General features: G+C 60.8%; 14 protein-coding genes. All 14 read left to right on the forward strand.

Annotated elements, in window-relative coordinates:
- The first annotated feature begins 245 nt into the window (after positions 1-245).
- The 14 genes from B7R93_RS09790 (at position 246) to fmt (ending at position 22,201) form a co-directional block, all read left to right on the forward strand.
- The gene (locus B7R93_RS09790; protein ID WP_103020565.1) at positions 246-614 is read left to right on the forward strand and encodes an MGMT family protein; all 369 of its coding nucleotides are present in this window, start codon (positions 246-248) and stop codon (positions 612-614) included.
- A gap of 594 nt (positions 615-1,208) precedes the next feature.
- Positions 1,209-4,106 carry a carboxypeptidase-like regulatory domain-containing protein gene (locus B7R93_RS09795; protein WP_103020566.1) on the forward strand — a complete coding sequence of 966 codons (2,898 nt, stop codon included), beginning with the start codon at positions 1,209-1,211 and terminating at the stop codon, positions 4,104-4,106.
- 95 nt (positions 4,107-4,201) lie between these two features.
- Positions 4,202-5,782 carry a hypothetical protein gene (locus B7R93_RS09800; protein ID WP_103020567.1) on the forward strand — a complete coding sequence of 527 codons (1,581 nt, stop codon included), beginning with the start codon at positions 4,202-4,204 and terminating at the stop codon, positions 5,780-5,782.
- An 875-nt stretch (positions 5,783-6,657) separates the two neighbouring features.
- Positions 6,658-7,332: a GWxTD domain-containing protein gene (locus B7R93_RS09805; protein WP_157942264.1), complete on the forward strand. Its 675-nt coding sequence runs from the start codon at positions 6,658-6,660 to the stop codon at positions 7,330-7,332.
- Between the two features lie 153 nt (positions 7,333-7,485).
- Complete coding sequence (locus B7R93_RS09810) at positions 7,486-7,914, forward strand: DUF6174 domain-containing protein (protein WP_157942265.1); 429 nt, start codon at positions 7,486-7,488, stop codon at positions 7,912-7,914.
- Positions 7,915-8,590: 676 nt separating this feature from the next.
- Positions 8,591-11,869: a SusC/RagA family TonB-linked outer membrane protein gene (locus tag B7R93_RS09815; protein WP_103020570.1), complete on the forward strand. Its 3,279-nt coding sequence runs from the start codon at positions 8,591-8,593 to the stop codon at positions 11,867-11,869.
- Positions 11,870-11,970: 101 nt separating this feature from the next.
- Positions 11,971-13,608, forward strand: coding sequence for a SusD/RagB family nutrient-binding outer membrane lipoprotein (locus tag B7R93_RS09820; protein ID WP_103020571.1), 1,638 nt, complete (start codon positions 11,971-11,973; stop codon positions 13,606-13,608).
- Positions 13,609-13,714: 106 nt separating this feature from the next.
- Entirely contained in the window at positions 13,715-14,965 is a 1,251-nt protein-coding gene (locus tag B7R93_RS09825) for a fasciclin domain-containing protein (RefSeq protein ID WP_103020572.1), read from the forward strand.
- A 254-nt stretch (positions 14,966-15,219) separates the two neighbouring features.
- A complete protein-coding gene (locus B7R93_RS09830) occupies positions 15,220-15,795 on the forward strand; it encodes a hypothetical protein (protein ID WP_158666499.1) in 576 nt (191 codons plus the stop codon).
- A gap of 269 nt (positions 15,796-16,064) precedes the next feature.
- On the forward strand, positions 16,065-18,332 hold the full coding sequence (locus B7R93_RS09835) for a TonB-dependent receptor (RefSeq protein WP_232798277.1): 2,268 nt from the start codon (positions 16,065-16,067) through the stop codon (positions 18,330-18,332).
- Positions 18,333-18,436: 104 nt separating this feature from the next.
- Complete coding sequence (locus B7R93_RS09840) at positions 18,437-19,312, forward strand: hypothetical protein (protein WP_232798278.1); 876 nt, start codon at positions 18,437-18,439, stop codon at positions 19,310-19,312.
- A gap of 247 nt (positions 19,313-19,559) precedes the next feature.
- Positions 19,560-20,162: a CDP-alcohol phosphatidyltransferase family protein gene (locus B7R93_RS09845; RefSeq protein WP_103020576.1), complete on the forward strand. Its 603-nt coding sequence runs from the start codon at positions 19,560-19,562 to the stop codon at positions 20,160-20,162.
- 45 nt (positions 20,163-20,207) lie between these two features.
- Positions 20,208-21,182, forward strand: a complete 975-nt coding sequence (gene ftsY / locus B7R93_RS09850; RefSeq protein WP_103020577.1) for a signal recognition particle-docking protein FtsY — start codon at positions 20,208-20,210, stop codon at positions 21,180-21,182.
- 95 nt (positions 21,183-21,277) lie between these two features.
- A complete protein-coding gene (fmt, locus tag B7R93_RS09855) occupies positions 21,278-22,201 on the forward strand; it encodes a methionyl-tRNA formyltransferase (protein ID WP_103020578.1) in 924 nt (307 codons plus the stop codon).
- Positions 22,202-22,287 lie beyond the last annotated feature (86 nt).

Below are 22,287 nucleotides of genomic sequence, written 5' to 3' on the forward strand. Positions count from 1 at the left end.
CGAGACGGCCCGACACGTCCCTCCGGACGATTTTTCGCCCGCAGGGATTTTCGCCCGCAGGGAGAAGGACCCTTCGTGCCCCGCAACGCTCGGAATGGCCGACGCAGCCCGGAGACCGTGCACGGCATGGTCTGGGTGTATTTGTGTTGTGTGTGTTCGTATCATGAGCGACCCTAATGATTATGCACCAGCGTGCCCCGAGTGTTTTTCGGGCTCCAATCTCCGTCCTTCCGTCTCGACTCCCAATGGGTGAGCATTCAGACTCGAACGAACCATTTTTTGAGCGCGTCCAGGCCGTCGTTGCCCAAATTCCGGCGGGTCGTGTCACCACCTACGGCGACATCGCCGCGCACCTCGGGCGCCGCGGGGCGGCCCGGATCGTCGGGTGGGCCCTCAAGGATGCGGTGGGGAGCGGCCTCCCGTGTCATCGCGTGGTGAACCGCGACGGGGTGCTTACGGGCAAGCAGCACTTCGAAACGCCCCATGTGATGGAGGAGCGTCTGCGCAGCGAAGGGGTCACGTTCGTCGGCGACGACCAGGTAGACCTCGACGCGCACCGCTGGCGGCCCGATGCTGCGGAGCCAAACACACAAGACGACGACAACAGCTCCTGACTACAGAAGTAGGGCTTTGGGGCATTCAAGACGATGTGCATGCACAGGGGGCACGTTGCACCTCCCCCCACAGGCCTGCCCCAGGCAGTAAGTGGCCCTCCGAGCGTCGGCATGCCCGATCTGTCCCCAATTCTCCCCGAAAGGGTCTACGGAGCAACCACCACACAAAGCAAAAGTCGAAGCTCTATTACCCACATTAAATGAATAATAAATAAAGTTTAGAAAACATTTCAGGAGGAGAACCCGGTGAGAAGGCCAGCGGACGGGCGTGAGTGCGGGGATGAGCAGGAAAATGCCGTAGCAGCCCCGCTCGGGGCACCGGTGGAGACGCAACGCATCTCTTGACATTGTCTCCATGGCGGTTAACATTGGGTTATCAGAAGAAGAGAACAGAGAGAAGTTCTGCGGTACTCCGGGTTAAAACCAGCGTGCCGGTTTTCTTTGCTGGTGATTTCCACCGCCGGGGGCCATGCATTTTCGGTGTACAGGCCTTTCGGGTCGACGCAGGCACTCAGCACGGAGCACGATGCTGCCATACATTGAGCCCCCGTGCCCGAAGACCTCAGATAGATTCCTCACAGACAGCCCAAAACGATGAAGCGACTGATACCAAGCATTGCGTTCGGAGTCTTGTTCTTGCTGCTTCCGGGACTTACCTGGGCGCAGCAGGGCACCGTGACGGGAACGGTCACGGAAGAAGAAACTGGTGACGTCCTGCCAGGAGCGACCGTCCAGGTTGTTGATTTGGAAACTGGGGCTGCTGCAAACGCCAGTGGGCAGTACCGGGTAGCAGGAGTACCTGCAGGAGAGCAGACCATTCGAGTTTCCTTCGTGGGATACCAGGCGGCAGAGCGGACCGTGAACGTGCCGGAAGGCGGAACCGCTCGTGTGAACTTTCAGCTCCAGACTGCCCAGGCTCAGCTTGAGGAGGTTGTGGTGACTGGCTTCGGTCGCCAGGAACAAACCCGCGGAGAGGCCAGCGTCTCGGTCACTCAGATTGATGCCGGAGAACTTACAGAAACGACAGAGTACGAAAACGTAACTGACCTTCTACAAGGACGAACATCTGGTGTAACAGTGTCGCGCTCCTCTGGCAATGTAGGGTCTGGCCTGCGGTTCGACGTGAGGGGCGGTGTGAGTCTGAATAGTGATGGTCAGCCACTCATCTTTGTGGACGGAACGCGAATCGCGCAAGACCCTGCTCCTGGATTTGATGTTGGAGGGCAGGATACGGGGTCTCCGTTGGCCGACCTCGATCCGAGCAACATCGAGTCGATCAACGTGCTGAAGGGGCCATCGGCGACGTCATTGTACGGTACCGATGGAACCGATGGTGTGGTGCTGATTGAGACGAAAGCTGGGGAGCGCGGTCAGGACCTTGAGGTTGAATATCAGGGCACCCTGGGGGTGGCCACGAAGCAGGAAGACTATAACAACGATATTTACCCCACGGCAAGCCGACTGAACGACATCCACCGTGATGCAAGTATCCAGGGACATCGGGTGGCCATTTCTGGATCGGGAGAAATTACAAACTACAATCTTTCGTACTCCTACCGCGATACGGAAAGCATCTTCCCGACTGGGGAAGGACAGCGAAACAACGTGAACGCCAACGTTGAGGTGCGCCCGTCGGAGTCCTTGACGGTTAGCAGCCGATCCACTCTCGCGTTTAACTACTATTCCCGGCCGCAGGCGGACAACAACATCTTCGGCGTGCTCGGCGCCCTTGCTCTTGATGCGCCGTTTGGAGCCTTCTCAGCGCGGGATAGCTCGGCCTTCTTTGCTATCGATGATCAGCAACGCGTTCGGAAGTTTCAGCAGTCTGTTGAGCTTTCGTACAGCCCTGATGCCATTTCGGGATTGAGTCTTCGCGCTCAGGGAGGGGCTGACATCAGTGCGCGGCGCAACGATCAGAGCCTGCCCAACCAATTCGAAGACATTTACACCTCTACTGGGGGAGAGCGAAATGCGCTTGACTCAGACCGGCGCCGCTTCAACGCCGACCTGTCGGCAACCTACAACTACGATATCACGTCTGATGTAAGTGCTACGACAACTGCGGGAACGCAGCTCTTCACGGAGTCGGACCGGCAGGTGAATGCGACGGCGTCTCAGATTGGTACGGACTTGATTACCGATGTTGGCGCAGGGACGCAACTTGATTTCATCGGGGAGAACCTGTCGAATGAGCGGAGTGCAGGCATCATTGGCCGACAACAGTTTGAGCTCCTGGATCGATACTCCGCGGAGTTTTCAATTCGGAGAGACTGGTCCACTCGGCTTGTCGCGGGAGAAACTGGTTCATACGACGAATGGTACCCCGCTGCGCGAGCGTCTGCTCAGATTGGTGACTTTTTGCCAGAGGCAGTCAGCCGACTTAACATCAGGGCTTCCTGGGGACAGTCCGGCTCACTTCCTGATCTAGTCGACAGTGAGCTGGTTCGCCTGAACGGGCAGTCCAGCGGCTTCGGGACTGGCGCGACCATCGGCAACGTTGGGGATCCGGATCTTGGCCTGGAGCGTGTGAATGAGGTGGAAGGAGGATTCGATCTGGGGATCAATAACCGGTATTCCCTCTCGATCACCTACTACCGGCAGTCCACGGAGAATTCGATCGTTAACTTCGATCCCGCACTGTCAACCGGATTCGGTAATCAGACGGTGCCCCGAAATGTCGGAGAGATTTTCGCTCAGGGTATTGAGACGAGTCTCGACGTGACGGCGATTCGTACCGAGCAACATTCGCTGAGCTTCAATGCGAATTACAGCTACCGAGACAGAGAGGTAGAAGAGCTTGGCGGGCAGTCCATCTTCGGCGGATTTCAGCGGAATGTGATCCGCGAAGGATTTGCGCCGTTCAGCTTCTTTGGTCCCCGAGTAAATGGGGCCAGTTTCGCTGAGGATGGTACCTATCTCGGCCCGGACGTGAGTGATGAACGGGTCGAACTCGGGAATCCGGTGCCGGACCACTTCGGTGGATTTGGGATCTCGGCCACTGTGTTCGAAAACCTGCGGTTCAATGCCCAGGCGGAGTACCAGCTTGGCCATCAGACCTTCTCGAATACGGCGCGCTTCCTTGCCCTAATTGGTGCTCATGAGCGGCGGAATCAGCTCTCTGAAGAACTCGGAGGACTTGAGCCCGGCACCGAGGAGTACAGAGGGGTCGCGAATGAGCTGGCTCGAACCAATCCGGGTGCTGGAACAGGTGAAATTGATAACTTCCTCCAGGACGCGGACTTTCTCAAACTCCGCACGATTGGGGTTCGGTATAACGCGTCCGACTTGATCGGATCGCTCACTGGAGTGAGCGAGCTGCGGAGCTTCACGGTCGGATTTTCGGCCTCAAATCTCCTTACGATCACGAGCTACGATCAGGGTCCCGATCCAGAGGTCAACTCCGAGGGATCGAGAGGCTTGATTCGTGGGCAGGAATTCCTCACCCTGCAGAACCCGACGGAGTATACGTTCACGCTTGAGGTTGGGATCTAACGGCATCTCAAGAGGAGTGGGAGGCGACTCCCCACTCCTTATTTTCCTGTCCCCAATTTGCCTCTACGTTTCTAACGCACAGCCAGAATTGAGATATGAGTAGCTACGCAACTACCTTGAGAAGGATTTTTGCACTCAGTACCGTACTGCTTCTTGCAGTGACGTTTGCGGCCTGTGACTCATTCGTCTCGAACGTTGATCAGCCGAAGGACGCGTCCGGAAGTGAGCAGTTTAGCGATCCGGCTGAAGCTGAGTTCCTCATCACCGGTATCGAATCGCAGTGGTCCGACACCCACTCCGGCGTCACAGACCTGGCCGATGGTCTGTCCGACGAGTTTCGCTTCGGGATCAACGGCGACGCAACCTTCCCGACGTTTGCCCAGCTTGACGCTGGAATCTTGGCGGACGACAACAACAGCATCACGGGCGCCCTAGCGGATCTTCAGGAGTACCGATTCCTGGCAGATGATCTCCTCCGACGGGTGGAGGAGGAGGAAGAGTTCGATCTCAGCGATCCCTCGGCGTCGGCTTCGGAAGAAGAGGTCCGTCTCGCAGCGAACCTACATGGAGCCAATGCACGGTATTACTTGGCCACTTACTTCGGCGATCCGGACGATCCGCGACGCGGCGGTGCCACGATCGATACCTCCGCGTTCATTCCGTCCCCTCAGTTGTACCAGCAGGCGGAGGATAAATATGCGAACGCCCTTGCTCAGGCTGAGGCGCTAGAAGATGGAGCGGTCCAGCGGCAGATTCAGTCTGCACGAGCCCGTGCCGCTCTCTATGCTGGGACTCACGACTTTCAGGACTCAGGAGGATTCCAGGGAGACGCTGCCCTTCAGGCCGCCGCACAGTATGCGCAGGAAGGACTCCAGCAGGACGAGAGTTGGGATGTGCGCTATGACTTAAATACTGGGAATGATTATCACTTTCAGGCGGGAGCGGGGCGCCTGCAACTGGCTGCACAGGATGGGAACCTGGCCCAGCTTGCCACTCGTAGTCCCGATCCGACCCAGAGCTACCGCGTAGCTGATGAGAGCACAGGAGAGTTGGTTGTCCGAAGCCACGTTGAGACGGTAACGAACAACCCGGCTGAGTTTAGTCGGATTCCGCTTACCGTTGTCAATGACGGAGGCACGTCGCTGCTTGGGTTTGGTGCTCTTGCCCCTAACCTTCCCAGCAGTGGTTTGGCTCTTGGTGCATTCGATGCACCGGCTTTTCCCGGAGTGCTTGCTGACTGGGTGCCAGATGGAGAGGCAAATCTTCTTACCACACTGTTTGGAGAAGACGCTGGTCCTGACAGTGGACTTTCCGTCATCGAGTTCGGACAAGGCAGATGGGCCGAGCAGACGGACATGCCGTTCATCAGTTGGCAGGAGCACTTCCTCATCCGCGCTGAGCTTGAGCTGCGTGGATACGACGCGGGAAGCGAGACTGCCCTTGAACTGGTCAACACCGTTCGGGACAGCTACGGCCTGAGCGAGTTGAACAACATCGACCTTGAGCGGCTCGCCGTTGAACGCGACCGCACCCTCTTCGCGACCGGAAGTCGGCTTCCGGACCAGCGCCGTATGGATGTGGTTGAGTGGCACCTGAAGGATGAGGTGGACGGTCAAACCACGGCACAGTGGCTGCAACTCACGCAGGCTGAAACGGACCCCAATCCGAACTTCTAACTGCCGGTTCCCAACGCTCATCTTCAAGTTCCATTACAGGGTTGCCCCTACATTCAGGGGCAACCCTGTTTTTTGTTTCTCATGGCAAAAATCGGTCGTCACGAAAGCAACTTTCTCCCCTTGTGACTTTAAAGACATGTGAACAGAGTCAATGAGAGCGAGCAAAAATCATGTGGTTGCGGCGGCTCGTGAAATGGTTATTTCTCCCTGCAATCCTGTTCTGTGTGACAGGGGAAGCGGCTGGCAGCTTACATGGGCAGGTTCCCTTTTCCCGTCTCGTCGCCTCGCCTGTTGCTTCTGCTGCGGATACACTCCGTACCCTTCAGACTGGAATCGACTACGTTCGGGCCGGGCGTCATGACCAGGCGGCTGAGACACTCACACTCCTTTTCTGACATGATCGCCTCCCTTGTATCCTTCCTGGTGAAGGAGGGGTTGCGTATTGGCTGGGTCGTGCTCACTTCGAAAAAGGCCGAGAGTGAGCAGCCTATACAATTTGGCAAACAGGCATTCGAGAAAAGAAATCCTCAAGGAGAATTTTGGCCACTCGTCCCCCGACGCGTATGCTCGGGCGATCGCGAGACAAACGCTCGTTGCGGGATGGTCGCGTGCCGAGTCACTGTATCTGCAGCTCATGGAACAGGTAGACCGTAAAGCGCGGGAAGCCTTCTCAGATGAGGAGTGTGAACGGCTGAGAAGCTGTTTGGTGGATGGATATCAAGCCGAGACACAGCGGGTGACGGACACGGACGGGGCCCAAACGAGCCCTCTAGCGACGCTACCGGGCGAGTGCAGAACCTGTTCTGCCCGAGATCCGTGAAGTCGCAGGCCATAGACAGTCCGCCAAACAGCTTCTGAATCGGTATTTTCGAGAGGTGGCCCTTGTGCTGCCTGAAGGTGTACAGAGGCGCACAGGGATCACGGTTGACCCGTTTGAACTGGATGTATCCGTAAACCCGACGGACTCCGCCGGGGCGATTATTGCTGGCTGGTGGCGGTTACAAAATCCCCTGCCGGTTACAGAAAAGAATGAACGACTCCGGGAGCACCCCCGGCGTATTGCATATGCCCATGAACATTTTGAGGCACGAGGAGACCGGCTTGATGAGCGGGGGAGAGTATTCATTCAATTAGGGAAGCCCAGCAAGAAGACATGGGCGCGACTAGGACCGGGCGAAGAAGCTGCACCGCATCAGGCAAATGTTCGGATCCGGGATAATGATTTTTGGACGCACCCGGACGTAGACCCAAAAGCTCATTTTCTATTCGTGAACTATGGGACGTTGCGTTTCGAGTTGAGTGGGGTTGACATGCTGTTTCCCCCGGATGTCCATATGGGGCTTGGCCGATCGTTCGACGCGACGCTCAGCCACCCGGCGGGCTTACAACGGGTGCTGGGGCAACTGGCTGCTTACCATGAAGACTTCGGCCTGCGCTCTTCGGAGGTCGTTGGCGCAAGGCAGGCTGGACTCAATCAGGCAAAGTTTGGTATCCGGTCGGAGGAGAATCCGAATGTGAACCAGGCCCCAGCGCGAAGGCCCGCGAACTGAGACGAAAAAATAAACAGGCGGATCAGAAAAATGCGCGTGAACGAGTGAAGTATATTCCGAGTTGGCGAGTGGACTCCGTAGTCTTCAAACTGACTGGTGATCCTTGAAATGCTAGATGTACGGGTTCTCAAGAAATTTCATGTGCTAGTTCTTGTGATCGGTGGACTCGCTGTCGGGGCATGTGATTTCGGCTTCGATGTTGAAAATCAGGTCCGCGATCAGTTGGAGGAGGCCCGGCAGCGCTGGCAAGAGGAGGCCATTCAGGACTATCAGTTCGTATATACTCAGCAACGTGGGGACGTCATCGTGGATACCGCCGAGGTGTTTGTTCGGGCGGGAACGGTGGACTCCATCGCGACCTCTCCAGCAGACGTGCCGGAAGAGGAATTGCTCGTGGGCACGGTCGAATCATTCTTTGACCTCATCGAACCGCGAATTGGAGAAGAGGACAGCCAGTTTGGTGCAAACTTCGACGAGGATCAGGGTTTTCCTACGGAGTACAATGCTGGCTTTCAGGACGACCGTCGTGACCAAGATATCATCACGATCGAGTTCGTGGACTCCGTGGAGGATGTTCAGTAGACCTCCCAATTCGATTTCCAGTTCCTCTCAAATCTCGCTCTGTTGTCTGGGATCTATCTCTCTAGAATGACCGAGTGTACGGACTCGAAAGATTCGTTCTACGAGTGCGTCCGGCCCGTCGTTGCCCAAATTCTTGTGGGTCGCGTGACCAGGTACGGCGACATGGCCGAGCACCTGGGGGGCCGGGGCGCAGCCTGGGCCCTGGGATGGGCTCCTCAAAGACGCGCTGGGGAGCGGCCTCCTGCGTCATCGTGTGGCGACCCGCAGCGGGGTGCTCACGGGCCAGCGTCCCTTCGAAACGCTCCATGTCATGGAGGAGCGTCTGCGCAGCGAAGCGGGACATCCACAGGAATATATTTTGTGTGACCAGAAAATATTACTGGGAGGTAAAATATAGCTTCCTGAGTATCGATACTGCTCGTAATGTTACGGCGTGATTTGCAAATTTGTGGTCTCTTGACATTCCGCCCCGAGAGGCAGACCTTGAAGAGCGTAATGCTAAGGTCACACGTTCTACAGCAAAACTTCGTCTGAAAGCGGCGGACATCCTTCCTCAGGAGAAGACTGGCCCGGATAAAGCTGGCCTAGAAGAGTTCAGGAGAGAGCCATTTTCTCTCCCTGCCGCCTCCGATCAACCCTCGCGCACTCCGTTATTCATCCATCCCCAAGCCAACTTATGTTTCGAAAGCTACTATCTGTGCTTGCAGGTCTGTTGCTGTTGCTTCCGGCAACTGTGCTGGCCCAAGACACCGGTACCGTTGCGGGCACCGTTGTCGATAGCACCACCTCCGAAACCCTCCCGGGCGTCAACGTGACGGTTCAGGACCTCAACATTGGGGCCGCCACCGGGCCGAACGGGCAGTTTGAGATCTCCGGCGTCCCGGCGGGGGAGCAGGTCCTTCAGGCGTCCTTCGTCGGGTACACCCGAAAGAGCATCCCGGTGGAGGTGGAGGCCGGCGAAACGACGACTGTCAATGTCCGCTTGGCGCCCCAGGCGGTTGGCCTCGAGGATGTCGTGGTGACGGCCCTAGGCGTGGAGCGCGAGGAGCGCGCCGTCTCGTCGTCTGTGCAGCAGGTAGACGGGGCAGACCTCGACGCCACGGACAATGCCAACTTCGTCAACTCCCTCCGCGGAAAGGTCTCGGGGGCGAACATCCGGTCGTCCAGCACGATGGGCGGGTCCTCGAACATCGTCCTGCGCGGCTACAGTTCGATCAGTGGCGACAACCAGCCGCTGATCGTGATTGACGGCATCGTGGTCTCCAACCAGTCGCGCCAGAGCGGAGGGGGGACCGTTGAGGGAAACGGTGGGTTTGACTTTGGAAACGCCGCCTCACGGTTGGATCCGGGCAACATCAAGTCGGTCTCGGTTCTGAAGGGTCCTTCCGCCGCCGCACTGTACGGGTCTCGAGGCGCGAACGGGGTCATTCAGATTACGACGAAGGACGGGTCCAACCTCGACGATGAGATTGGGGTCTCCTTCTCCTCCAGCGTCAGCATGAGTCAGGCGTACGAGTTCGTAGACTACCAGAACAAGTACGGCGGCGGCGCGCCGAGCTCCACGTTCTCGACCCTGGATGGCGACTTCAAGAAGTCGGGCGACGATCAGTACGTCGCGCAGTACGCCGTGGATGAGTCCTGGGGGCCCCGCCTCGACGGGCGCCCGGTCCGGCAATGGTACAGCTGGGATGACGTGAACGGGCTGAAGGGGCAGGCGACGCCTTGGGAGGCTCATCCGGACGCGGTGAAGGATTTCATGGACACCGGCGCGGTGTTTACCAACAACGTTGCCCTGTCGCAGCAGACCGAGTCGCTCAACTACCGGCTGGGACTCACCAGTCGCAATCAGGGCAGTGTGATGCCGAACGGCTCGATGGACCGATACCAGGTCAACTTCAACGGGTCGGTCGACCTGAGCGATGATCTCCAGGCGACGACCTTCGCGAAGTACAGCTATCAGGACGTGAAGGCGCGGTCCGGAATGGGCTATGGGTTCGAGGAAAATCCCTTCGCTGCCTTCAACACCTTTACGCAGCGACAGCTCGACTACGGGGCCGACAGCTACATGCGCGACTACCAGCGCACGAATGGCCAACAGCGCGGCTGGAACTACGCTGGTGTCTCGGGGGCGCAGGGACCGGTCACTCAGTTCCAGTACACCGACAACCCGTACGTGAACCGGTACGCGAACTTCCAGCAGGATGACGAACAGCGCCTGCTCGGAAAGGCCGAGGTGGCCTACGACATCGTGCCGAACCTGACCGGAACGGCTACGGTCACCACCGACTTTCGGACGCATCGGTTTAGCGACCGCCGCTCCGACATCTCTACGGGGGCTCCGGGATCCTTCAGTGAGGACGTGATCGAAGAGCAGGAAACGAGTTCCTCGCTCCGGTTTGACTACTCGCGGTCCCTGACGGATCAGGTGGACCTGACCTCTTTCGTGGCCGGAAAGGTGCGGTACGAGACCTACGAGCAAAACTTGGGCTCGACCCAGAACGGGCTCGCCGCGCCGAACGTGTTCACGCTTCAAAATTCCGTCGGCCGACCCGACGTGGAAGAGACGTTTCGAGAGAGTATGGTCTACAGTACATACGGGCTTGTTAGCCTGGGCTATCAGGACATCGTGTTCCTGGAGGGGACGCTCCGAAACGACTGGTCGTCCACGCTCCCGGCCGACAACAACTCGTACCTGTACCCATCGATCTCGGGAAACTTTATCTTCACGGGCCTAGACGCCCTTCAGGACCAGGAAATCCTGTCGTTTGGAAAGGTGCGGGCGAGCTGGGCGCGCGTCGGGCAGGACACCGATCCGTATCGTCTCGGCGTGACGTACCCGGGCAGCACTCCTTTCCAGGGGCAAGCCCTCCAGAACGTGCAGCGGTCGGCTAACAATCCGGACCTGAAGCCGGAACGGACGACGGGGATCGAGTTCGGTGCGGACCTGCGCTTCTTTAACGAGCGAGTCAACCTGAGCACGACCTACTACCGCGACGTGACGAAGGACCAGATCCTTGCGGTGGACGTGTCGGGCGCCTCCGGCATCGGGTCGTCCCTGATTAACGCCGGGGAGGTGTCGAACCGAGGGCTGGAGGCGAGCCTGACGGTGACTCCGGTTCTGCAGGAGGATCTGCAGTGGGACGTGACGGCCAACTTCAATAAGAACGTGAACAAGGTCGTCGACCTGGCCGAGGGACTGGACACCTACAATCTGACCGCGGGAGGAGTGATCTTCGGCCCAACGATTCAGGCCCGGGAAGGCGAAGCCTATGGTGCGATGGTGCAGCCGTCCCTACGTCGTGACGCGAACGGCGATGTGGTCTTTCGGCGAAATGGCGTTCCGCGCACAACATCCAGCCCGCAGGTCGTGGGGAACTTCCAGCCGGACTGGACCGGGGGGCTCTCGACTACGCTATCCTACCAGGGAGTTACGGTCAGTGCCGTCGTCGACGGGCAAGTGGGCGGAGACGTGTACTCCCTCTCCAACAAGTTCGGGACCTACAGCGGGCTTGTGGGGTCGACAGTCGCCGACAATCAGCGTGAAACCGGTGTCATCCCTGAAGGCGTCGTGGTGGATGATGGCACCCCGAACGAGAATGGCAACTACGACGTCGAGGGCACGGACTTCGGCGAGGCCGAGGGCCGCATTCCGGCGGCGAGCTACTGGAAGAATTGGTTCTCTGCGGGCGGAGGCGATCAGTTCATCTACGACGCGACGCACGCCAAGCTGCAGGAGCTGGCGATCACCTACAGCCTCCCGCAGCGCTGGTTTAACGACTTTGCGCTCCAGCGGGCCAGTGTCTCCCTCACCGGGAGCAACCTGATGTTCCTTTACAAGGAGGCGCCCAACATCGACCCCTCGGTGACCCTTGGGGCCGGAAACGTTCAGGGCGTCGAGTCGGCTCAGATTCCGCCCCAGCGTCAGTACACCTTCCGCGTGAACCTGAGCTTCTAAGCGCTGGGCTGCTGTTCCTCGCCCCCGGTGCGGCCTGTCGGGGGCGAGAACGGGCTACAGGACCTGCAATCATTTCCCCAACAGTTGATTGACTCCCTACTATGAGACGCCACGCTACACTGACACTACTCGTTGCCGGCGGGCTTTCGGTCCTCCTGGCCTTGGGGGGCTGCGACAGCCTCACGAGCTACAACGACAACCCCAACGAGGCCACGTCTGCCAACCCCAATAACCTCCTCGCCAATGCCCAGCGTTACATGGCGGGCGAGGTGTACGCCGGGACCAACATGATGCGCCGCTCCAACGTGTGGGCGCAGTACACGACCCAGAACTTCTACCCGTCGGAGAGCCGTTACTCTCCGGTGGACTACCCGTGGGAAGGCTTTTATACCCGGCTGACCGACCTCAAGACGGCCAAGCAGATTGCGAAGGAGCGGCCGGGCACGGTTCAGAATCAGGGTAATTTCCAGGCGGTTGCCACGATCATGCAGACGTGGGCCTTCCAGATTCTGACTGACGCGTACGGGGACATTCCCTTTGCCGAGGCCCTCCAGCAGCGCGAAAACCAGTCGCCTGCCTACACGGCCCAGGCGAACATCTACCCGGCGCTCGTGGACAGCTTGAATTCAGCGCTGGATCAGATCGACACGGAAGCGGCAGGGCCGTCTGGGGATCTAGTGAACGGGGGCAGTATGGCGATGTGGCAGAAGTTTGCCAACGGTCTGAAGATGCGGATCGCCCTGCGTGGTTACGATCTTGATGCGGATTGGGGAGACCTTCAAGGACCGGACGCCATCATCTCGAACGCCATGGACCCGAACGTAAATGGGGAGCCGCTCACCAGCAACGCCGACAACGTGTACTTCCAGTTCAGCACGAGCGCAACTCACCGAAATACTTACTACGAGAACCGGGAGGTCGACTTCCGAGACGACTTTGACGGGTCGGCACGCTTTATCGACTTCATGGAGACGAAGTACGGTGCGGCGGATCCCCGCCTGGACGCGTACTTCGAGCAGACGTCGAACTCCGGGCGTCCCTGTGAGGATGGAAGTGGCGAGTACGAAGGGTTTCCGTTTGCACTTGAGCAGGGGGATGCTCAGGGACTGTATGGTGACAATTCGACCTGTGGGTTCTCACGGCCAGAGGCCTGGTTCCCGAATGGTCCCAGCAGTGAGGGAGACTCATTCGCCCCGATGATGTACTACGATGAGGTGCTGCTGACGAAGGCCTGGGCCGCCGACGAGGGCATCATCTCTGGCACCCCGCAGGAACTGATCGCCGACGCGATCGAGGCATCCGTTAACTTCTATGGGAACCAGACGGACGCCGACATCTCGGGGTCGAGCAGCGCAACGCAGAATTACGTCTCTCAGGTGCAGAACGACTTCGGGTCGGATCCGAAACAGGTGATCGGGGAGCAGCGCTACATCTCCTTCTACATGCACAACATTCAGGGGTGGTCCACCTGGCGACGCTTCGACTTTAAAGGCGTGCTTGGTGCTCCCACAGGCGGTGTGGCCGGTGGGTTCGACTCCTACGCCCCGCTCCGCGTGCCGTACCCGGCGTCGGAGGCCAACCTGAACGGTCAAAACTACACCGAGGCTGCCAACAAGTGCAGTGGAGACTTTCAGGGCTCTGGCGGTTCTGAGGGCGGTGCGCAGAAGGAGGACGAGGACTGCCGGGTTGCCTGGGATGTGGACGGTCCCCCGTCGGGCAACGCATACAGTTCCGACTAGGTGACGCCTGTCACACGTCCCTCCGGGCTCTTGTTCGGAGGGACCTTTCCTGCAGTTCTGCTACGTCATCTACATCGTGAGACACTCCGAATCAGTTACGGGACTTATGAGAAATCGATATCACACACTTCTTTTGCTTTGTGCGACCGCTGCGCTGGTGCTTGCGGGCTGTGATCAGAGCTCGCAGCAGGCGAGCCCGGAGAACGCAAATCGATACATCATCACCCAGAGCAGTTCAGCTGGAGACGCAGCTACCGGGTCATTCTCCGACGCAAACGTGGTGAATGTCCCCGATACGGTGGACTACTACATGCAGGGGTACACCGTCGACAAAGACTACACCTGGACGGTGAACGGGTCGTCGGACCTTCCCACGTCGGCAAGTTCCGATCAGACCTACGAATGGCAGAGTCGTGGCGGCGAATTCATCACGGTCGTGTACGGGCCGGGCGACCCCATTGCCACCACGGCGGGCATGAGCGCGAGCACCAACTCGATTCAGGTGGACGCGAGCAACGACGACATCAACGCCGAGACGATTGATGTTTCGGCGGCGGTGACCGACAGCATCAGCGGCCAGATCGGGCGCTTCGGGGCCTTCTCAACCCTGACGAATCTGGCCGCCTCCTCCGGCATTGCGGAGTTTCTCGGTCAGGAGGGGCCGTCCTTCACATTGTTCGCGCCGTCTACCGCCGCATTTGCGGCCGACATCGACGGGGACGACGAAGTTGAACAGGCAGGAGCCATCGGCGGCACGCCCACGCAGGCCGTGGACGACGATGAGGACACCGATTCGAGCGTCCGTGCGCAGCTTCTAAAATACCACGCCATCCAGGGCGATAGCCTCACGGCGAGCGACCTGCCGGTAACCAGGGAGACGGTACTGGGGCCAGAGGTTACTGTGAACGGCGACAAGGTCTCGCAGGCCAACATTCCGGCGACGAACGGTGTGATCCACAAGCTCAACGAGCCGCTCTTCCCGCCGACAGCTCTGGTGGACTTCACGGACCGCACGCTGGCGGACACGTCCGTCACGGACACGGACTCCCTGACGGTCGATGGGTCCTACTTCCCGGAGGCAGGTGGATACATCGTCCTTCACGAAGGCTCTGCTGGTGGGCCTGTCGTAGGAAGCTCAGAGTACGTCGAAGGGCGTGGGGTTAGCAATGACGTACAGGTGTACTTGAACAAAGACTACAGCGGAGAAAGCGCTGTGACCCTGGTCGCCATGCCGCACGAGGAAACCACGGGCGATGAGACACTTGACTTCCCCGGAAACGACACGCCGTACACACTCAGCGGAAGTCCTGTGACCGATCAGGTGGAGATTACGGTGGAGTCTACCGGGTCCAACTAGCAATCCTTGGGGGTTGCCCTTGCACCGTTCTGCCAGATATGGGGAGCCGATTGTCCCGGTCGGGGCGGTCGGCTTCTCTGTTTGGGGAGGAGAGCACGCCCGTCCATCCCTGTGAGGACGCGCACGTCGGTGTCCCCGCGACCGGAAGGCCTTTGAGAGGTCCGTCGCCGCACCATCGTCACGGAACTGTAGGCCGTAGGACCCCCCTTCTGGAGAATCGATTTTGCGTAACAATAGTAGGGCTAATGGTTGACATGAACGTTCATGCCCAAAAAGGCTGGTTTGTCTTTGTTCTTGTGTTTTTGATCGCTGGGTGCGGCAGCTCCTCTCCGCCCGTTCAGATCACCCAGGACGCGTCGTCCGGCCAAACGACCTACAAGACGCGCCAAATGCCGTTGTCCGGAATTGAGATGACGCAGGGCCTCGAGACGGGAAATCGGTTCTACATGCAGGTTGTGGGGACGTGCGCTAGCCAGGACTGCGTGCCCCGATCCTACGCCCTCCGCTTCATCAAGGAGGGCACGCAGCCTGTTCAGCTTGAGGGGCGGGGCGTGAGCCTGACCATTGGGACGGAAACCCTTACCTGGAAAGACCCTCAGAACCGCTCGGTGAACCGAACGTCCACCATTCGAAGCGGCACGTTTGCGCGTGTGGAGGTAACGAGCGAGCAGCTGTCTACCATCGGAGGCGTGAACGAAGTCAGCGGGACGGTCGGGGGAGAAGGCTTCTCCGTCTCCCACGAGGCGCGTGCGCCCATCCGCCGGTTGCTGACGCGGCTGGAAGAAGACGTAGACGATTCGTCGGGGGGACGCCCATCGCAGAGGGATTGACCGCGGCACCCCCGCCGGTATTCAGGCGTGTCCAGGGCGGGAAGTGCACGTGCGATCGCGAGCTGCGGGCCTGGTGCCGGCACCGACCGGCCCGCGCGGAACGACCGAGAGATCGACGGAGAGCGGTGATCAGCAGGGAATGTATTCGGCGACGGAGCCGGAGGTTCTCCGCCTGGGCTGGACGCACCACACCTGTGTAGAGTTGAATGCTGCGGATGCATTTGTTCGGGGCTTATCACCATCGAGGGCCGTTCTCCAGGCGCTGGAGAGTGTGGGGCTGGGGGCTTCTGGTGGTCGTGTACGTCGTCTCGATAGGGCCGGCGGCCGCGTTGGCGCAGCCGGATGCGGAGGAGGCCGTCCTGCGTGGGTTCGTGCGGAGTGAGGAGGGAGGCCGGCCCCTGCAGGGAGCAAACGTGGTGGTTCGTCGAATGTCGGGCGAGATTGAGGCGGCGGGGGTCGCCGGCGACCGGGGCTTTTATCAGCTCTCGCGGATCCGTCCCGGCCGTTATCGGCTTCGGATTAGCTTTGTCGGCTACCGGCCCTACCGCGACACGCTCCGGCTTGCTCCGGGGGCCCGTCGGACGCTCTCGGTGGAGCTGGCGGCGGCGCCCCGCCAGATGGATGAGGTGACGGTCGAAGGGGGGGAAGGGGTCGAGGATGCTGAGGTAGGGCTCCGCAAGATCCAGCCTGCCGACGTGGAGAACATCCCCACCCCAGGGCCGGGAAGTGACCTTGCCTCCTACCTGCGGTCCCTCCCCGAGGTGGCAACGACTGGGGATCGAGGCGGGCGTCTGTATGTCCGGGGCGGGACCCCGTCTCAGAACCTTGTCCTCGTGGACGGCATCCCGATCTACAAGCCCTTCCACATCATCGGGTTCTACTCGGCCTTTCCGGGCCGGCTCGTGTCGAGCACCAATTTTCACGCGGGCGGGTTTGGTGCGGAGCACACTGGGCGCATCTCGTCGGTCATGGACGTTCAACTTCGTCCGGGCAACACGAAGCAGTATCAGGGCAGTGTGGGGACCGGTCCGTTTTTGGCCTCCGCGCACCTGGAGGGCCCCCTGCAACGCGGCCAAAAATCCTTTTTGGTGCATGCCCGGCACTCCCTTATTGAGCAGGCGGGGCCTACCCTCCTGGGACAGGACGCGCCCTACAAGTTCTACGACGTGACCGCGAAGGTGCACACCCAGGGTGCCTCCAGCCAGTGTTCATTTGCTGGCGTGCGCACCTACGATCGGGGACGCATCGATCCCGACAACGAGGCCTCTTTCCGGTGGGACAACACCTCCGTTGGGGGGGAATGTCTCTTGTTTAGCACCCAGTCCGCCCAGACGCTGCACCTCAGTTTTGGGACGACGCACTTCAACAACCGAGTACAGTCGCCCGACGGGACGGTCCGGACCGCGGGCACGTGGAAGGTCCGGACAAAGTTTGACTTGACCCAACCGGCCCCCTGGGACGGCGCGCTGCGGTGGGGCGGGAAGGTACAGGTCGACGACTACGGATTCGGGCTGGAGGAGCCGTTCTTGGGGTTCACCAGCGAGGACGACTTTTTGCTCAGTGCGTCACTGTACGGGGACGTCGAATGGAAGGTGAATGAATCGCTCATGGTGAACCCGAGTGTTGGGGCGCAGTCGCTCTTCGATTGGGGCGGGGTGTCCTTCGATCCCCGCGTGCAGGTGTCGTACCAGCCGTGGTCCGGCCGGTCGGCGACGCTCACTGCGGCCCTCGGGGTGTATCAGCAGATCCCGACCACCGTGACCGACGAGCGGGATGTCGGGTCCACGTTTCGGGCCTGGACCCCCAGCCCGTTTGAGAACCGCCCCCTTCGCGCCGACCATGCCCTGCTCGGGTGGGAGCAACAGATTCTGTCCGACATTCGCCTTTCGGCCGAAGGGTGGTACCGACGATTTCAGGATCTTCCCGTACCACGGTGGACGCCCCTCGTCCGATTTAACACCAACCTGGTGCGGGCAGACGGCACCGGGTACGGAGTGGACCTGTCGCTGCAATACGACCGGGAGCCGTTCCGGGTTGACGTGACGTACGGGTACGGGCGGGTTCAGTATCGGGCCTCAAGGGACCAGCTCGGGGCCTGGGTCGGCGATCCTGTCGTGGAATACTCGCCCCCTCACGACCGGCGGCACAAGGTCGGCATCGTCACGTCCCTGGAGGCGGGCTGGGGCACGGCCTCCGTGCGGTGGCAGTACGGATCCGGACGCCCGTTCACGCAGGTGTACGGGTACGATACGCTCCTTGAGGTGCGGGGCCTTCGAGACACCCCCTCCGATGCTGTGGGGGTGCCGCGCGCCCTCTTCGACCGTCCATACCGTGCACGCCTGCCGAGCTATCACCGGCTCGACGTGTCGCTGGGGCGCTCGTTTGACCTGGGACCCGATGTGGACCTGTCGGTGGAGGCAGGGGCCATGAACGCGTACAACCGGTCCAATGTGTTCTACATTGACCTCTCTACGCTCGACCGAGTCGACCAGCTTCCCCTCATCCCGTACCTGTCCCTTCAGGTTGACATCCAGTAACAGGACTGACACTCAGTGACGCAGGTGCAGGCGTTCTCCAGTCGTTTGCCGAGGTTCCGTTTCGTTCGATGCGACCGCCCGTCTCCCCATTCCGGCCCTTTTTCGTGCTAGGAGCCGTGGCCGTCCTCGCGGCCATCCTGATGCTGGGGGGGTGTGATCCCGCCGTGTCGGTGCTCAACCCGTCCGACCAGTATCGATTCTCACTGTTCGGCACCCTGAACGTGGCCGCCGACACGCAGGTGATTCGGGTAGACCCGCTGGGAGACGCAACCCAGGTGAGAAGTCAGCAGGCCTTTGCCGCAACCGTTCTTCTCGAGAACTTGGAGACCGGAACGCAGGTGACGCTCGCCGACTCCTTTGAGGCCATCGGAGAGGGATCTGCCCGGTTTCACAACCTCAAGACGGCTCATCCCATCCAGCCCGACACGCGGTATCGCGTATCGGTGCGTGTGGATGGGGACCCCGTAACGACGGCGACCACGACGACGCCGGCCCGTCCCCCAACCCTCCGGCACGAGCCCAGCTCGACGGACGACGAGCCGTTTCTGCTTCCTTGCCTCACCCGATCCCGCGAGCTCGTGGAGTCGGAGAACACGTTCACCCTTCGGGCCAGTGCCGTCGAGTCCCTTGCGGCCGTGCAGGTGCGCTATCCGATCGAGGGGGCCTTCAGACAGGTCGACCACTATGGCGACGCCGAGTACAGAACGAGCGTCAATCTATACCGGATTTCCGTGTATTATGGGGCGGACCTCCGCGTTGGAACCCTCGCGGGGGAGGGGTGTGCCGGTCGGTCTCAGTTCGTCCAGCCGCGTGCCCAGGTGGCCGTGACTGCGGGCGGACCGGACTGGCCGGATTGGCAGGACGCGTCGCTCAACGACATTGCTCGTCCGGACACCTTCACGAATGTGGAGGGTGGGCATGGCTTTGTGGGAGGGGTCTACTCGGACACGATCCAGATCCCCATCCAGCGGCGGGAGTAGTCGCTCATTCGAGGTTGCGATTTTCCCGACTCGTTCCCACACGGACAGAGGAAAATCAGGAAACGGCGAAGGAGCCCGCTTTGATGTCCGGAAGAGATGGGTACATTGGAGAAGGCGGTTGGGCCCACCCCACAAAATCCCCGTGGATTCACGGGGCGAGGCCGGGGAGGGAGGGGCTTTTGCAGACCACCCGTCGCGAGTCCTCGTAGCACATTCCCCAATCTTCTTGAGGAATTAGGCAGATTCCATGTCGCTTGTGCCGTCACTCCCAACCCTGGGCCGCTTCTGGACGGCCGCAAATGTGCTCAGCCTGAGTCGGTTGGGACTGGTGGTGCCCATCACCGTTCTCCTGTGGCGGGACGGGCCCCTGGGCTGGCTGCTCGGGCTCGTCCTCCTCGTCATCCTCACCGACTGGTTTGACGGGCGCATCGCGCGGTGGACCCGCACCGTGTCGGAGTGGGGGAAGGTGATTGACCCGGTGGCCGACAAGTTTGCGGCCGTCATGACGGTCACGGCCCTCACTTTTCGGCCCGCGGAGCCGCACCTCCCGCTCTGGTTCTTTGGGCTCGTGGTGGGCCGGGACGTCGCGATCCTGCTCGGCGGGATGGCGATTGCGCGGCGCTCGGGCCAGATCGTGATGAGCGCCTGGGCCGGCAAGGCGGCCTCGCTCTGGCTGGCCCTCACAATCCTGAGCGTCATCCTAAAGGCCGACCCGCCGGTCCTTCGGGTCTGCCTCTGGATGGCGACCGGCCTGTTCGTCTTCTCGTTTCTTCTGTACGTTGTCCGCTATCTGCAGGCCACGCGGAACGCCGAGGGGGCGGCGCCCGATTCTGTTCCGCAGGGACCCTAACGGACGACGGATCGCCGTGCTTTTTTTGGATTTGTCTCGCACACCATGGGCTTTCTCGACACGTTTACGAACTGGAACGACGACGATGAGCAGGAAAAGCTGGAGGAGGGGCTCGACAAGACCCGCGACAGCTTCTTTGGCAAGCTCGACCGCATGGTGCGGGGCAAAGACACGATCGACGCCGAGGTGCTCGATGAGCTCGAAGAGGTCCTGATCACCAGCGACGTGGGGGTGGACACCACGCTCGACATCATCGACCACATTAAGGCTCGGGTGGAGCGGGACCAGTACGTGTCGGCCCAAGAGCTGGACGGACTGATCCGGGACGAAATTGCGAAGCTCATGCTGGAGGGAGCCGAGGAGCGTCCGGCCGACTTCACCGCGCCACTCCCCAACCAGCCCCATGTCATCATGGTGGTGGGCGTGAATGGGGTGGGCAAGACGACCACCATCGGCAAGATGGCCCACAAATATCGCCGGGCGGGCAAGAGTGTGCTGATGGGGGCGGGGGACACCTTCCGGGCGGCCGCCATCGAGCAGTTGGAGGTGTGGGCCGACCGGGCGGAGGTGCCCCTCATCAAGCAGGCCCATGGCGCGGACCCGGCGGCGGTGGCGTACGACACGATTGAGGCCGCCGAGGCACGGGGCGCGGACGTGGCCATCGTCGACACGGCGGGGCGGCTCCACACGAAGGGCGGGCTCATGGACGAGCTCGCCAAGATGAAGCGGGTGATGGGACGCAAAATTCCGGACGCGCCCCACGAGGTGCTGCTCGTGCTCGACGCGTCGACCGGACAAAATGCCCTCCGACAGGCCGAGGAGTTCATCGACAGCGTAGACGTAACGGACCTGGCGCTGACCAAGCTCGACGGAACGGCGAAGGGAGGGATTGTGATCGGGGTCTCGCACCAGTTTCAGGTGCCGGTCAAGTACATCGGGGTGGGGGAAGAGATCGACGACCTGCAGGTGTTTGACCGCAAGGGGTTTGTGCAGGGGCTGTTCAAAGGCGTTGAAGGGTGAACGTTGGAACGTTGAACGTTCTGCCCCTGACCGATGTCTGATCCCTTTTCCCGTGCCCATTTCATTGTCAAACGCACCAACGGTCCAACGCAAACATGAGAGTCCTTTTTATGGGCACGCCGGAATTCGCGGTGCCCTCGCTTACGGCCCTCGTTGACGCCGGGTACAGCCCCGAAGCCGTGGCCACCGGGCCCGATCGGCCGCGGGGGCGTGGGCAAGAGGTGACGCCAACCCCGGTAAAGTCCGCGGCGGAGGCGGCGGGCATCGACCGCATTCTCCAGCCGGAAGACGTGACCGATCCGGACTTTGCCGCTGAGGTGTCGGCGCTGGCGCCCGACGTCATCGCGGTGGTGGCCTACAAGATTCTTCCGCCCGAGGTCTTCACGGCGGCCCGCGAGGGGGCCTTCAACCTGCACGGGTCGTTGCTGCCGAAGTACCGCGGCGCCGCGCCCATCAACCACGCCATCATGCAGGGCGAGAGTGAGACCGGCGTTACGACCTTCTTTCTGGAGCCGTCTGTGGACACGGGCGATGTTATCCTGCAGAAGAAGATGTCGATTGGGCCTGCCGAGACCGCCGGGGAGGTGCACGACCGAATGGCTGAGCTCGGGGCCGAGGCGGTGGTGGCGACGGTCCGTCAGATCGACGAGGGCACCGTTGAGACGCGCCCGCAGGACGACGACGCGGCCACGCCGGCCCCCAAGATCCACGACGACGACGGCACGGTCCCGTGGCCCAGGTCGGCCGAGGCCGTGCACAATCACGTCCGTGGGCTGTCTCCCTACCCGGGGGCGTGGACCCTGCACGACGACACGCGCCTCAAGCTATACCGCACGCGGCGGGCGGAGGGCACGGGAGCCCCCGGCACGGTGCTCGACGCCGACGGACGCCTGCTCGTGGCCTGCGGCTCCGGGGCGGTGGAGGTGGTCACGCTGCAGCAGCCCGGGCGGAAGCGCCTCGATGCTGTCGACTTCCTGAACGGCTATTCCCTGTCGGAAGGCGACCGCCTGGGCGAGTGATTCCGCCCCAAGAGAATCCCGATATGTAGCGGATCGGAAAACGCGCCGGATGGCTTCGACATTGCAGAGATGGAGGGACGCGAAGA

The organism is Salinibacter altiplanensis (assembly GCF_002894645.1).
Classification (GTDB): domain Bacteria; phylum Bacteroidota; class Rhodothermia; order Rhodothermales; family Salinibacteraceae; genus Salinibacter; species Salinibacter altiplanensis.